Origin of the sequence: Pseudomonas sp. RIT409 (assembly GCF_003052515.2) — a bacterium.
In the GTDB taxonomy this organism is placed as follows: domain Bacteria; phylum Pseudomonadota; class Gammaproteobacteria; order Pseudomonadales; family Pseudomonadaceae; genus Aquipseudomonas.
In genome coordinates this window covers 45,605-60,402 of the sequence record NZ_QARE02000005.1, presented here as the reverse complement: position 1 = coordinate 60,402, position 14,798 = coordinate 45,605, and the positions used below count along the sequence as shown (strand labels likewise).

Below are 14,798 nucleotides of genomic sequence, written 5' to 3'. Positions count from 1 at the left end.
AACACAAGTTTCAAGGGGATTGGGTACAGTTTCCACCGCCCCCCGAACGAACCCAATCCCTGTAGGAGCGCGCTTGCCCGCGACCGAGGTGTGGCAGACACCTACAGACTGCCTGATACACCCGCAGTCGCGGGCAAGCGTGCTCCTACAGAGGTCGTCTGTGCATTTTCAGCCGTCATAAAAAACCCGGGCACAAGGCCCGGGCTTTTGGGTACCGCGACTGTTAACTCAATGCAGGATCTGGCTGAGGAACAGCTTGGTACGGTCGCTTTGCGGGTTATCGAAGAAGTCGTTCGGGGCGGCCTGTTCGACGATCTCGCCTTTGTCCATGAAGATCACACGGTTGGCCACAGTGCGGGCGAAGCCCATTTCGTGGGTAACGCAGAGCATGGTCATGCCCTCTTCCGCCAGGCCGACCATGGTGTCCAGCACCTCTTTGACCATTTCCGGGTCAAGGGCCGAGGTGGGTTCGTCGAACAGCATGATCTTCGGTTTCATGCACAGTGCCCGGGCGATCGCCACGCGCTGCTGCTGACCACCCGAGAGCTGACCCGGGTATTTGTGGGCCTGCTCTGGAATGCGCACGCGCTCCAGGTAGTGCATGGCGATTTCTTCGGCTTTTTTCTTCGGCATCTTGCGCACCCACATCGGGGCCAGCGTGCAGTTCTGCAGGATGGTCAAGTGCGGGAACAGGTTGAAGTGCTGGAACACCATGCCGACTTCGCGGCGGATGGTCTCGATCTGCTTCAGGTCCGAGGTCAGTTCGGTGCCGTCGACGATGATGCGGCCTTGCTGGTGCTCTTCCAGGCGATTGAGGCACCGAATGGTGGTCGATTTACCTGAGCCCGACGGGCCGCACAGGACGATGCGCTCGCCCTGACGCACGTTCAGGTTGATGTCTTTGAGTACGTGGAACTGGCCGTACCATTTGTGTACGCCTTCCATCCGGATCATGCCTTCGGCGCCCAGAGGCTTGCTGATAGCTTCACTCATCACTTAACTCCTAACGCTTGTGGCCTGTGTCCAACTTACGCTCCAAGTGCATGGAGTAGCGGGACATACCGAAACAGAAGATCCAGAACACCAGGGCTGCGAACACGTAGCCCTCGGTTGCCATACCGAGCCAGTTCGGGTCGGCGGCGGCTTGTTTGACGCTGTTGAGCAGATCGAACAGCCCGATGATGATCACCAGACTGGTGTCCTTGAACAATGCGATCACGGTGTTGACCAGCCCCGGAATCACCAGCTTCAGGGCTTGCGGCAAAATCACCAGGCCCATGCGACGCCAGTAACCGAGGCCCATCGCCGCAGCGGCCTCGTATTGACCTTTGGGAATGGCCTGCATGCCGCCACGCACCACCTCGGCCACGTAGGCCGACTGGAACATGATCACGCCGATCAGGGCGCGCAACAGCTTGTCGAAGTTCATGCCTTCGGGCAGAAACAGCGGCAGCATCACCGAGGACATGAACAGCACGGTAATCAGCGGAACGCCACGCCAGAACTCGATGAAGGTGACGCAGATCACCCGAATCGCGGGCAAATCGGAACGACGCCCCAGGGCAAGAATCACTCCCAGCGGCAGTGCACCGGCGATACCCACGGTGGCGATGACCAGGGTCAGCATCAGGCCGCCCCATTGGCTGGTCGCCACTTCGGCCATGCCGAACAGCCCGCCGTGCAGCAGGAAGAACGCCACGATCGGGTAGATCACGAGAAAACTCAGGCCGTAGATCGCCTTGCGCGGCACTGCTTTGATGAACAACGGCGCAGCGCCGATGATTGCCAGCCAGACGGTCAGGTCTACCCTCCAGCGCAGCGCTTGAGGATAGTAGCCGTACATGAACTGGCCGAAGCGCTGCTCGATGAACACCCAGCAGGCGCCCGCCTTGGTGCAGTCGGCCCGCGTAGTACCGACCCAGTTGGCATCGAAGATTGCCCAGCTCAACAGCGGCGGGACCACCAGCCAGATCAGGTAGATCGCGAACAGCGTCAGCAGGGTGTTGATCCAGTTCGAGAACAGGTTCTGACGGATCCATGCCACCGGGCCGAAGACTTTGCTCGGCGGCGGCATGTCAGGTTTGAAAGTATGGGATGTCATGCGCGTGTCCTCACCGCTCGATCAGCGCAATGCGCTTGTTGTACCAGTTCATCAGCAAGGAGATGCTGATGCTGATCGCCAGGTAGACGCTCATGGTGATGGCAATCACTTCGATGGCCTGACCGGTCTGGTTGAGTACCGTACCGGCGAACAGCGACACCATTTCCGGGTAACCGATACCGGCCGCCAGCGAAGAGTTTTTCGCCAGGTTGAGGTACTGGCTGGTCAGCGGCGGAATAATCACGCGCAGCGCTTGTGGAATGATCACCTTGCGCAAGGTTGGCCCTGGCCGCAGGCCCAGCGAGCGAGCCGCCTCGGTCTGACCATGGCTGACTGACTTGATACCCGAGCGGACGATTTCGGCGATGAACGCTGCGGTATAAACGGTCAATGCCAGCGTCAGCGCCAGCAATTCAGGGATCAGGACCCAACCGCCCACGAAGTTGAAGCCTTTGAGCTCCGGCAATTCCCAATGCACGGGCGCACCGAAGATCAGTGCACACAACGCTGGAATCACGATGAACAACGCCAGGCCCGCCCAGAACTTATGGAACGGCACGCCCGTCTCGTCGAAGCGCTTGTTCGCCCACTTCGCCATGAACACGATGGCGACGATAGCCAGCACAATGCTGATCACGAACGGCAGGGTCGCGTCGTTGGTGATCGCGGCCGGCATATTCAAACCTCGGCTGCTGACGAAGAACGAGCCAAGGAAACCATGCGCTGCACGAGGGCCAGGCAAGGTCAGGAAGACAGCGAAATACCAGAACAGGATCTGCAGCAGCGGCGGAATGTTACGGAACACTTCGACGTAAACGGTTGCCAGCTTGTTGATGATCCAGTTGTTGGACAGCCGCGCTACCCCAACGATGAAGCCCAGGAGCGTCGCGAGAATCACGCCGATGAAGGTAACCAGCAGCGTGTTGAGCAAACCGATGACGAAAACCCGCGCGTAGGAGTCCGATTCCGTGAACGGAATCAAATGTTGCGCGATGCCGAAGCCGGCACTGTTTTCAAGGAAACCGAAACCGGAGGTGATGCCCCGGTGTTGCAGGTTGGTCTGAGTGTTATCGAACAGATACCAACCCATCGCGACTACCGCGATAACCGTGATTATCTGGAATAGCCACGCACGCACTTTAGGGTCGCTGAGGGATAGCCTCTGCTTGGGTGCGCTGATCTGATTTTGCATGGGAGTGCCCCGGAAGAAATGCAACGAAGTGCCCGGCTGCGCATCACGCGGCCGGGCACAGGTCCATCAACGTACTGGTGGTGCGTATTGAATGCCGCCGTTGGTCCACAGGGCGTTCATGCCACGGTCGATTTCCAGAGGCGTGGTTTTGCCCAGGTTTTTCTCGAAGATTTCGCCGTAGTTGCCGACTTGGGAAACGATCTTGACGACCCAGTCCTTCGGCAGTTTCAGCTGCGGACCGTACTCACCGTCAGCGCCCAGCAAACGAGCGACGTCAGGGTTTTTGGTCGACTTGGCTTCAGCTTCGACGTTCTTGGAGGTCACGCCTGCTTCTTCAGTGTTCAGCAGCGCGTAGCCGACCCAGCGAACGATCTCGGCCCACTCTTCGTCACCGCGACGCACGACCGGCGCCAGAGGCTCCTTGGAGATGGTCTCAGGCAGAACGACGTAGTCTTTTGGCGAGGCCAGTTTGGAGCGTTGTGCGTAGAGTTGCGATTTGTCGGAGGTCAGTACGTCGCAACGACCGGATTCCAGCGACTTGGCGCTTTCGTCGGAGGTGTCGAAGGTGATCGGGGTGTATTTCAGGCCGTTGGAACGGAAGTAGTCCGACACGTTCAGCTCGGTGGTGGTACCGGCTTGAATACAGATGGTCGCACCGTCCAGTTCCTTCGCGCTCTTGACGCCCAGCTTGCTGTTGGCCAGGAAGCCAACGCCGTCGTAATAGGTCACGAAGCCTGGGAACACCAGACCCATGCTCGCATCGCGGGAGCTGGTCCAGGTGGTGTTGCGGGACAGGATGTCAATCTCGCCCGATTGCAGCGCGGTGAAACGCTCCTTGGCGTTCAACTGGCTGAATTTGACTTTCTTGGCATCGCCAAACACGGCAGCAGCTACAGCACGGCAAACGTCGGCGTCGATACCAACGATGGTGCCTTTTGCATCGGGCACCGAGAAACCCGGCAGACCGTCGCTCACACCGCACTGAATGAAGCCTTTCTTCTGAATGGCGTCCAGTGTCGCACCCGCCTGGGCGAAACTGCTGACACCGAGTGCTGCTGCGGCGGCCACTACAGCCAGGGTGGATTTCAACATCTTCATTCAAACCTCCAGTTTGCCCTTTGTTGTGTAAGGAGCTTTAGCCCCGTCGCACCCTTGTGAGGCATTAATGACCCGTGTTGGCTTGATTTTGGGTCATGCGACGTGAGACCCGGATCTTTTCCGTGCCGCTGGCATCATGCTGCTGCGCCGGTCGGATTCCATAGGGTCAAGCGGACTGAAGCCCCCTGATGTCCCGCAACGCGAGGTTACGGGCAAATCGTGCCAGGCATCCGCTTCACGGACCCCGTGCTGCCCCGGCGTCACACCAGACTGCATCATTGATGGCCTGATAGTGTTACCGCCCGAGGTGAGCGCCTTCACTCCGACGGTCTTATAGCAAAGCGCGTACCATCATGGTGGCAATGTCAAATTAGCGACAGGTCAAGATGTAAACTTGTAACCTTGCGACATCTTCTTTCATATACCGCGATGACCGCGCACAACCTTGAAGCATGGCGCCAAAGTCATCGCACACAAATGGAGCAAGCATGAGTGAACCCCTGATTATCCAGCCTGAAAAACCAGCGGATGCTTGCGTCATCTGGCTGCACGGCCTGGGTGCCGACCGTTATGACTTCATGCCCGTCGCGGAAGCGCTGCAACAGCGGTTGCTCACGACGCGCTTCGTGTTGCCCCAGGCGCCTACCCGCCCTGTTACCGTCAACGGCGGCTACGAAATGCCGAGTTGGTACGACATCAAGGCCATGAGCCCGGCGCGGGCCATCGATCGCGATCAGTTGGAAGCCTCGGCGCAGCACGTGATTGCATTGATCGAGCAGCAACGGGACAGCGGCATCGACCCTGCGCGGATCTTTCTCGCGGGCTTTTCCCAAGGAGGCGCGGTGGTCTTGCACGCGGCTTTCTTGCGCTGGGAAGGGCCGTTGGGGGGTGTACTCGCGCTGTCTACCTACGCCCCCACCTTCAGCGATGACATGGACTTGTCAGCGAGCCAGCAGCGCATTCCGGTGTATTGCTTGCATGGCCACTACGACGAAGTGGTTCAGAACGCGATGGGGCGCACTGCCTATGAGCAATTGAAGGCTCAAGGCGTCACCGCGTCATGGCAGGAATACCCAATGGGCCACGAAGTGTTACCGCAGGAAATTAACGACATAGGCGCCTGGCTCGCAGATCGGCTGCATTGAAACCCAGCGCTTTCACTTTCTTTTTTCCTGCGGATTTGGTATGGCACTACGCCGCGCCGGGTTCTTGCTTTACACTGCCCGGCGTACACTCCTTAATCAATCGACGAGATGACCGTGCTCAAAGCACTTAAAAAGATGTTCGGCAAGAGCGAGGCTGAGCCACTCGCGCCAGCAGTCCACGTCCCCGCCGCTCCAAACCCGACTGAAGCCGCCCCCCGGGAAGCCGCGACGCCCGTCGCCAACCCTGCGCAGGCCGAAACACAGGCCAAGTCAGCGCCCTCAAGGCAAAAGACCGAACGCCCCCGTCGCGAGCGCGTACCCAAGCCAACCGTGGCACCTTGGAAACTGGAAGACTTCGTGGTTGAGCCGCAAGAAGGCAAAACCCGCTTCCACGACTTCCCCCTCGCCCCCGAACTGATGCATGCCATCCAGGACCTGGGCTTCCCCTACTGCACGCCGATCCAGGCGGGTGTGCTGGGCTATACCCTAAAGGGCCAGGACGCCATCGGCCGCGCCCAGACAGGAACGGGAAAAACCGCCGCGTTCCTGGTTTCGATCATCACGCAACTGACCCAGACGCCGCCGCCCAAAGAACGCTACATGGGCGAGCCCCGAGCGCTGATCATTGCGCCCACCCGCGAGCTGGTGGTGCAGATCGCCAAGGATGCCGCCGCGCTGACCAAATACACCCAGTTGAACGTCATGACATTCGTCGGTGGCATGGACTTCGACAAGCAACTCAAACAGCTCGAAGCCAGGCACTGCGACATTCTCGTGGCCACACCAGGCCGCTTGCTGGACTTCAACCAGCGTGGCGAAGTGCATTTGGACATGGTCGAAGTGATGGTGCTGGACGAGGCCGACCGGATGCTGGACATGGGTTTCATCCCCCAAGTGCGTCAGATCATTCGCCAGACGCCGCCGAAAAGCGAACGCCAGACTTTGCTGTTTTCTGCGACCTTCACGGACGACGTGATGAATCTGGCGAAACAATGGACGACCAACCCGGCAATCGTCGAGATCGAAGCCGAGAACGTTGCCAGCGACAACGTCGAGCAGCACGTCTATGCCGTCGCAGCAGCGGACAAATACAAGCTGCTCTACAACCTGGTCAACGACAACGGCTGGGAGCGCGTGATGGTGTTCGCCAACCGCAAGGACGAAGTGCGCCGCATCGAGGAGCGCCTTGTGCGTGACGGCGTCAATGCCGCGCAGCTTTCCGGCGATGTCCCGCAGCACAAACGCATCAAGACCCTTGAAGGGTTCCGGGAGGGCAAGATCCGCGTGCTCGTCGCCACCGACGTCGCTGGGCGCGGGATCCACATCGATGGCATCAGCCACGTGATCAACTTCACCCTGCCCGAAGTACCGGACGACTACGTACACCGGATCGGCCGCACCGGTCGGGCGGGTGCCGAAGGCGTTTCCATCAGTTTTGCTGGCGAAGACGACTCGTATCAGTTGCCGGCGATCGAAGAAAAGCTCGGGCGCAAGATCAGCTGCGAAATGCCGCCCACTGAGCTCCTGAGGGCGGTGGTGCGTAAGCAGAAGGCACAGCCTGCTTCTGAATAACGCCCACTGTCTGTAGGAGCGCGCTTGCCCACGATGGTGTTACGTCTGCAACGATTGAGTTGTCTGACAGTACGCCATCGCGGGCGAGCGCGCTCCTACACAAGGGAGAGCTAAAGCTCGGTAGTCTTCCACCGCTCTGCGGCCTGATGGTCGCTGTCCCGCCCTTCCACCCAGCGCGGGCCTTCTGACGTGTTTTCCTTCTTCCAGAACGGCGCGCGGGTTTTGAGATAGTCCATCACGAAATCACAGGCTTCGAACGCCGCCTGCCGATGGGCGCTGGCCACCCCGACGAACACGATCGGCTCGCCTGGTTGCAGCTCGCCGATCCGGTGCAGCACCTCTATTTTCAACAACGGCCAACGCTGCCGGGCTTCCTCGACAATCCGCGACAGGGCCTTTTCCGTCATGCCTGGATAATGCTCGAGGAACATGCCCGCCACGTCGCGACCCTCGTTGAAATCGCGCACGTAGCCCACGAAGCTCACCACTGCGCCGACGCCAACATTGGCATCGTGCATCGCATTGACTTCGGCGCCCGGATCGAACGCCGCAGCCTGCACACGAATCGCCATGATCAGCCTCCGGTCACGGTCGGGAAAAACGCCACTTCATCACCCTGCTCGACCGGTTCACTCAGCGAGCACAATTCCTGATTGCGAGCGCACATGATGCTTTGCTCGCTCAGCACGTCCCAGACGCCGCCGCGTTGCAGCAAATGTTGCCGCACGGCATCCACCGTAGCGAAAGCACCGTCGAGGGTCTCGCTCTCCACGCCCAATGTTTCGCGGAAACGGGCGAAGTATTGGACCTGAACATGAATGCTCATCTTGCCCCCTCCGCGTCACCGGCAACGAAATGGCCACTCTTGCCGCCCAGCTTCTCTAGCAGCCGGATGTGCTCGATGACCATGCCACGGTCGACCGCCTTGCACATGTCGTAGAGGGTCAGCGCAGCGACACTGGCAGCGGTCAGCGCCTCCATTTCCACACCGGTCTGCCCAGACAGCTTGCAGCGGGAAACGATGTGAACGGTATCGGCGCCTTCTGCATTGAGCTCCACCTTGACGCTGGTCAGCATCAGGGGATGGCACAAGGGGATCAGGTCACTGGTTTTCTTCGCTGCCTGGATACCTGCGATTCGCGCGACGGCAAATACATCCCCTTTTGGATGAGCACCGTCGACGATCATTTGCAGCGTTTCAGGCAACATGCGCACGCGCGCTTCGGCCACGGCTTCACGGGACGTCACCGCCTTGTCAGTGACGTCGACCATGTTGGCGCGGCCTTGGGAATCGAGATGGGTAAGCACAGGATGGCTCCGGGACCAGGAGTCGGGATTGTAAACCCAAACGCAGAGGTGCGGCTTTCCGATTGTGGAAGCGCGCTTGCCCGCGACTACGGTGCGTCAGCGACACTTTCGTCGTTTGACACTGCGCAAATCGCGGGCAAGCGCGTTCCTACAGGTTAATCGTCAAGCCGTTTTGAGCCTTACAAATGACTCTCTGCATACTCGGCCAGTATGGAGCGTGGCACCCCTTGCAGAGTGATGTGCACGCCGTTGGGGAAATCCTTGAAGCGCTCCGTCAAGTAGGTCAGCCCTGAACTCGTGGCCGACAGGTAAGGGGTGTCGATCTGCGCCAGGTTACCCAGGCAGACCACCTTGGAACCGGCACCGGCACGGGTGATGATGGTTTTCATCTGATGCGGGGTGAGGTTCTGGCATTCGTCGATCAGGATCAGGCTTTGCTGGAAGCTGCGGCCTCGAATGTAGTTGAGGGACTTGAACTGCAACGGCACCTTGCTGAGGATGTAATCGACACTGCCATGGGTGTTTTCGTCATCCATGTGCAGTGCTTCCAGGTTATCGGTGATCGCGCCCAGCCATGGCTCCATCTTCTCCGCTTCGGTGCCCGGCAAAAAGCCGATTTCCTGGTCCAGCCCTTGCACACTGCGGGTGGCGATGATGCGGCGGTAACGTTTGCTGACCATGGTCTGCTCGATGGCAGCGGCCAGTGCCAGAATGGTCTTGCCCGAGCCCGCGGCGCCAGACAGGTTGACCAGGTGAATGTCTGGGTCCAGCAAGGCAAACAGCGCCAGCCCCTGATAAATGTCACGAGGTTTCAGCCCCCAGGCTTCCTGATGCAGCAGCGGCTCCTGGTGCATGTCCAGCAACACGATTTCATCGGCCTTCACTCCCTTGACCCATCCGACGAACCCCTGCTCATCGATGATGAATTCATTGATGTGCACGGCCGGTATCTGCTCGTTCATCTGCACTTTGTGCCAGGTCCGCCCGTGATCCTGCCGGGTGTCGACCTTGCTCACGCGATCCCAGAATGAACCGCTCAGCGTATGGTAGCCGCGGGACAGCAAGGACACGTCATCGACCAACTGGTCAGTGCTGTAGTCCTCGGCCGCGATACCACAGGCGCGCGCCTTGAGGCGCATGTTGATGTCTTTGGTGACCAGCACGATGCGCGTGTCCTTTTTACGTGCATGCAGGTCGATCAACTGGTTGATGATGATGTTGTCGTTCAGGTGCTCGGGCAGAAGGCTGTTAGGCTCTTCACGCTTGTTCATCAGGATGGACAGATAACCCTTGAACACCCCCGTACCCCGATCGATGGGTACGCCTCGCTCGACCTCCTCCGGGGTCGCTTCGCCGAGTGTCTTGTCGATCAGCCGAATCGCCTGGCGGCATTCAGCGGCGACCGAGTGCTTGCCCGCCTTGAGCTTGTCCAGTTCTTCCAGGACCGTCATGGGGAGTGCAACGTGATGTTCTTCGAAATTCAGCAGTGCGTTTGGATCGTGAATCAGGACATTGGTATCGAGCACGTAGAGGATTGGCTGGTTAAAGGAAGGGCTGCGTCCGTGGTCATCCATACTCGCTCACCTTTGTAGTCGCCAGATAACGCGGCACACTGACGATGCCGCGCCTGAAGGCCGCCGAGGTTCTCACCTTAAGGCAGGAGAGAAATGCGCAAAGTGGGGTCTGGGTGACGCCACCTGTGTTGCAGGGTTCGGCGGTCTGTTGTCGTAATACCGCAAAACCGATGACATGAAAAAGCGTTTTGAGCGCATTTTGAAGTTTATTTCACAGCATGACGAATAGCCCTTGGCGGATCCGCCACACCCGTTTACAGTCGGAAGTCCGGTCGAAGGGAAATCCTGAAAAAACTCGACGCGGCCCTCTCCTATCCCGTTCTTCTATCCCCTGTTTCCGGGCTGTTCAGCCTGTGTATCGGCGCCTGGCGCCTGCGCTTCCTCCTGCTCGTCGGCGGGCTCGTCAGGGTCGTCATCTTCAGGCTCATCGGGATCGGCTTCGTCCGACAGCTGCTGTGGATAAATATGACAGTCTTCCCACTGAATACCGCTTTGGGCAGTGTTGGCCATCAGCCATGGCACCGCTTGTTGCGCTTTGTCCGCACTGTCATGAAAGACGACGTTGCCACGACGCCACAACAGCATCAGGGTCAGCACCCGATTCGCCGCCTGCTCGGCACTGATGCGCCCCGTGGCGTCCTGAGAGTCGATATTCCACAGCGAAACACGCAGCTCCTGCTCGCGGAAAAAGGTCGCGCTGTCCGCCCGGCGATGCCCGTAAGGAGGACGGAACAACGGCACGAAGTTGTCCGGCAACACTTGCTGCACCAGCGCAGCGCTTCGCTCAATGGAATCTTGCCAGCCATTCCAGTGCGCATGTGAGCGGTATTCCCAACCCTGAAGACCCACGCATTGCTGGCGATATACGCGTTGCAAGGCTTGCGGTGTGCTGTTTTGCACCCGACTCTGGAGCGGTTTGCCCAGCACGAAGAACGTGGCGTTGATGTTCTGTTGCCGCATGAAGTCGGCCAGCCAGTCCGTGGCGCCATCGACGGCCGACGGCCCGCTCTCGAAATTGAGTAGAAAGGTGCGGTCCGGCATTTCCTCGCCGCTCAGCTCATCGGAGTTGTAGCGTTCGATTTCGCTGCTGGTTTGCGGAAACAGGGCCGCCATGCGCAGCAGCTCATTGAGGTAGCGCTGGTTGAAGGCATCGGCGGGTGCTGCCCAAGGCGCATAAAAGGAGTCATCGGCGACTTTGTATTCACTCGCGCGCTGTCGCAGCATCGGGACATCGTCCACCAGCACACAGAAAGAGGCGTCTGCTTCGCAGGATTTTTCAGCGGCTTTCCAGTTTTCGAACAGACGGGTCCACAAGCGCGTGCGCACGACGTTGATCGTCTGAATGTTGATCTGCCTCAAGCCCAACCGATCAGCGAGCTGTGTATCGCCAAGGCCCTCGCTCTCGATCAACTGATGGGCGAAGCTGAGGATCTGCGCGCGGGAGGCGACGTCGAATAACTGCGGCGTGTCCAACGCCTCTGGCCAGACGCTGCGGTCGATGATGGCGATATCACCGGTAGCGGCGTGAGCATTGAGGCCCATCAGACAGGCACCGATCAATAACAGCTTGCGCAAACCACGTGCTCCCAATCCTTGAACGAAGAGGCCAAAACCAGCGGGGCACTATAGCGGATTTGGCCAGGGCCAGCCGCAGTAGCGGATAGAAACGGCCCTCAGCCCATAGGGCTATCGCCACCATAGCTGGAGTCAGTCACGCACAACCCCTAGAATCGCCCCACGATCAAAGGAGACGACCCCATGCTGATGGTGATATCCCCAGCGAAAACCCTCGATTTCGAAACGCCCCCGACCACCGAGCGCTTTACCCAGCCGCAGTACCTGGATCACTCTCAAGAACTGATCACCCAATTGCGCGAACTGACCCCGATTCAAATCGGTGAACTGATGCACCTGTCCGAAAAACTCTCCGGCCTCAACGCCGCACGCTTCGGCAGTTGGACCCCGGCCTTCACCCCTGAGAATGCCAAGCAAGCCATCCTCGCCTTCAAAGGCGACGTTTACACCGGCCTCGACGCCGAAACCCTCGCCGACAGCGACCTCGATTACGCCCAACAGCACCTGCGCATGCTCTCCGGTCTCTACGGGCTGCTGCGACCGTTGGACCTGATGCAGCCCTATCGCCTGGAAATGGGCACTAAACTGGCCAACGCCCGCGGCAAAGACCTCTATGCCTTCTGGGGCACACTCATTAGCGAATGGCTCAACGAGGCGCTGGCTGAACAAGGCGACGACGTCTTGCTCAACCTCGCGTCCAACGAATATTTCTCCGCCGTCAAACGCCCGGCCCTCAAAGCCCGCGTCATCGACACTGAATTCCGTGACCAGAAAAACGGGCAGTACAAAATCATCAGCTTTTACGCCAAAAAAGCCCGCGGGATGATGAGCCGCTTCGTGATCAGCGAGCGTATCGAAAAGCCCGAACATTTAAAGCAGTTCGATGTACAGGGCTATCGGTTCGCCAAATCGCTATCGAGCGCGGACAAGCTGGTGTTTCTGCGGGATGAGGCCGACGCCTAGCCGCTCCGAGCAGGTGCGTCCGAGCGTGGCGCACCCTCCTCGCAAAATCCCTGCTCCCGACACACGCACTAGAGCGGCCATCCCCATCATTCCCCCTTCTTTCTTCTAAAGTGCCAAGCGCTGAAGTTCCGTTTTGCCGTTTATGCCAGACGAACGGCGCAGGCGTCAGAAGCTCGCCGCCAATAAACAGTCATGGCTCGAGTTCCCGAACTTTTTCTCAAAAATTTAACACTGGGATTGCTCACCATTCGTCTCCGGATTTTCACTAGTGGCACTTTTGCCCTAACTAGGGCCAACCCCTTCTAGATAAAGGGGGAAACGGTAAGTGCTATCAAAGTGCAACCATCGAACATCGACGCATTGTTTCAAAAAATCTCAAAAAGAGGACAGACGGCCAGGAACTTCTGGGGAAACCTTGCGTTCCTACATCCCGTAACAATTCTCGCCCCCTCTGTGAGACATCTCTTACAAGGACTAGCGATAGATCTGGAAGTTGAGGTTCAACATAGTTAGGCACTTCGTCTAAATGGTTCGTGCAAGGAGAGAACGCACCAAACTAGTTGAGTTAAACGAGCAAGCACCAAAAGGGTGCCTTTAGCCACTGACGAGCGAGGCAAGACTGCATCATGGCCCAAAGCCCTGGTCCAGAGGCCCGCCAGGGACTCGCAAACACCCGCTGGAGTGCTATGCCATATCCCAGATCGGGAACGCATACAACTATGTATGGGTTACTCGACGCGTGTAATCGTTAGTATTAGAGCCCGCCTCATATATTCAGGCCGCTCAACTTTAAATTCTGCCTGTGCTTGTATCACGACATTAACGTGCCGTGCGAACGAGTGCGCGAAGCATGTAAGAAAGTTCTTATATCCAGCCAACTAAATGGCATAAAAATCGAGGAGATTACGATGCGTATTAGCATCTTTGGTTTGGGCTATGTCGGTGCAGTCTGTGCTGGTTGCCTCTCGGCGCGTGGTCATGATGTGGTCGGTGTGGACATTTCCAGCGCCAAGATCGATCTGATCAACCAGGGTAAATCTCCGATTGTGGAGCCAGGCTTGGGCGAGCTTCTGGAGGACGGTATCAAGACCGGCCGACTGCGCGGAACGACTGATTTTTCCGAGGCCATTCGTGCCACTGACCTGTCGATGATCTGCGTCGGCACGCCAAGCAAGAAGAACGGCGATCTGGAACTGGACTTCATCGAATCCGTCTGCCGCGAAATCGGTTTCGTGCTCCGCGAAAAGACCTCGCGCCACACCATCGTCGTGCGCAGCACCGTGCTGCCAGGCACCGTTGCCAACGTGGTCATCCCGATTCTGGAAGACTGCTCGGGCAAGAAAGCCGGCGTAGATTTCGGCGTTGCCGTCAACCCCGAATTCCTGCGTGAAAGCACCGCGATCAAAGACTACGACCATCCACCGATGACCGTCATCGGCGAGTTCGACAAAGCCTCCGGCGACGTTCTGCAATCGCTGTACGAAGAGCTCGATGCTCCGATCATCCGCAAGGACATCGCGGTCGCCGAGATGATCAAGTACACCTGCAACGTCTGGCATGCCACCAAAGTCACCTTCGCCAACGAAATCGGCAACATCGCCAAAGCGGTCGGCGTCGATGGCCGCGAGGTGATGGACGTGGTCTGCCAGGACAAGGCGCTGAACCTGTCCCAGTACTACATGCGCCCTGGCTTCGCGTTCGGCGGCTCCTGCCTGCCGAAAGACGTTCGCGCCCTGACCTACCGTGCCAGCTCGCTGGACGTCGAAGCCCCCCTGCTCAACTCGCTGATGCGCAGCAACGTGTCGCAGGTACAGAACGCGTTCGACATTGTCGCCGCCGCCGACACACGCAAAGTGGCGCTGATGGGCCTGAGCTTCAAGGCGGGCACCGATGACCTGCGCGAAAGCCCACTGGTCGAACTGGCCGAAATGCTGATCGGTAAAGGCTTCGATCTGAGCATCTACGACGCAAACGTCGAGTACGCCCGCGTTCACGGTGCAAACAAGGATTACATCGAGTCCAAGATCCCTCACGTGTCATCGCTGCTCAATTCCGACTTCGACGCAGTGATCGACAACTCCGACGTCATCATCCTGGGCAACCGCGATGAGCGCTTCCGCGAACTGGCCAACAATGCGCCAGCCGGCAAGAAAGTCATCGACCTGGTGGGCTTCATGAAAGGCACCACCAGCGAAGACGGCCAGACCGAAGGCATCTGCTGGTAACGCAGCCGCAAGCTGCAAGTTTCAAGCGACACGTCAAGAGCCTGC

The 14,798-nt window shown here is 58.6% G+C and carries 12 protein-coding genes and 1 pseudogene; 4 read left to right on the top strand and 9 right to left on the bottom strand.

Annotated features, from left to right (window positions below; translation table 11 throughout):
- Window positions 1-228: 228 nt before the first annotated feature.
- The 4 genes from DBP26_RS08375 to DBP26_RS08360 all read right to left on the bottom strand — a co-directional run bounded on the left by DBP26_RS08375 (window position 229) and on the right by DBP26_RS08360 (window position 4,391).
- Window positions 229-993: an amino acid ABC transporter ATP-binding protein gene (locus DBP26_RS08375; RefSeq protein ID WP_062386562.1), complete on the bottom strand. Its 765-nt coding sequence runs from the start codon at window positions 991-993 to the stop codon at window positions 229-231.
- A 10-nt stretch (window positions 994-1,003) separates the two neighbouring features.
- On the bottom strand, window positions 1,004-2,101 hold the full coding sequence (locus DBP26_RS08370) for an amino acid ABC transporter permease (RefSeq protein ID WP_108236823.1): 1,098 nt from the start codon (window positions 2,099-2,101) through the stop codon (window positions 1,004-1,006).
- Window positions 2,102-2,111: 10 nt separating this feature from the next.
- On the bottom strand, window positions 2,112-3,293 hold the full coding sequence (locus tag DBP26_RS08365; protein ID WP_108236822.1) for an amino acid ABC transporter permease: 1,182 nt from the start codon (window positions 3,291-3,293) through the stop codon (window positions 2,112-2,114).
- Between the two features lie 66 nt (window positions 3,294-3,359).
- Complete coding sequence (locus DBP26_RS08360; RefSeq protein ID WP_108236821.1) at window positions 3,360-4,391, bottom strand: amino acid ABC transporter substrate-binding protein; 1,032 nt, start codon at window positions 4,389-4,391, stop codon at window positions 3,360-3,362.
- 488 nt (window positions 4,392-4,879) lie between these two features.
- Between DBP26_RS08360 and DBP26_RS08355 the strand changes: the two genes are divergently transcribed.
- Window positions 4,880-5,536 (top strand): alpha/beta hydrolase, encoded by a 657-nt coding sequence (locus DBP26_RS08355; RefSeq protein WP_108236820.1) that lies wholly within the window; start codon window positions 4,880-4,882, stop codon window positions 5,534-5,536.
- Between the two features lie 108 nt (window positions 5,537-5,644).
- Window positions 5,645-7,108, top strand: coding sequence for an ATP-dependent RNA helicase RhlB (gene rhlB / locus DBP26_RS08350; protein ID WP_108236819.1), 1,464 nt, complete (start codon window positions 5,645-5,647; stop codon window positions 7,106-7,108).
- Window positions 7,109-7,218: 110 nt separating this feature from the next.
- Here rhlB and moaE read toward each other — a convergent pair whose 3' ends face one another.
- The 5 genes and pseudogenes from moaE to DBP26_RS08325 form a co-directional block, all read right to left on the bottom strand.
- A complete protein-coding gene (gene moaE / locus DBP26_RS08345) occupies window positions 7,219-7,680 on the bottom strand; it encodes a molybdopterin synthase catalytic subunit MoaE (protein WP_108236818.1) in 462 nt (153 codons plus the stop codon).
- Window positions 7,681-7,682: 2 nt separating this feature from the next.
- Complete coding sequence (locus DBP26_RS08340) at window positions 7,683-7,928, bottom strand: MoaD/ThiS family protein (RefSeq protein WP_108237037.1); 246 nt, start codon at window positions 7,926-7,928, stop codon at window positions 7,683-7,685.
- 2 nt (window positions 7,929-7,930) lie between these two features.
- Window positions 7,931-8,416 (bottom strand): cyclic pyranopterin monophosphate synthase MoaC, encoded by a 486-nt coding sequence (gene moaC, locus DBP26_RS08335; protein ID WP_108236817.1) that lies wholly within the window; start codon window positions 8,414-8,416, stop codon window positions 7,931-7,933.
- 179 nt (window positions 8,417-8,595) lie between these two features.
- The gene (locus DBP26_RS08330; protein ID WP_108236816.1) at window positions 8,596-9,990 is read right to left on the bottom strand and encodes a PhoH family protein; all 1,395 of its coding nucleotides are present in this window, start codon (window positions 9,988-9,990) and stop codon (window positions 8,596-8,598) included.
- A gap of 468 nt (window positions 9,991-10,458) precedes the next feature.
- Window positions 10,459-11,565: pseudogene (locus DBP26_RS08325) on the bottom strand (polysaccharide deacetylase family protein); the annotation flags it as partial.
- Between the two features lie 183 nt (window positions 11,566-11,748).
- Between DBP26_RS08325 and yaaA the strand changes: the two are divergent.
- The gene (gene yaaA / locus DBP26_RS08320; RefSeq protein WP_108236815.1) at window positions 11,749-12,528 is read left to right on the top strand and encodes a peroxide stress protein YaaA; all 780 of its coding nucleotides are present in this window, start codon (window positions 11,749-11,751) and stop codon (window positions 12,526-12,528) included.
- 908 nt (window positions 12,529-13,436) lie between these two features.
- On the top strand, window positions 13,437-14,753 hold the full coding sequence (locus DBP26_RS08315) for a nucleotide sugar dehydrogenase (protein ID WP_108236814.1): 1,317 nt from the start codon (window positions 13,437-13,439) through the stop codon (window positions 14,751-14,753).
- Window positions 14,754-14,798: the final 45 nt, after the last annotated feature.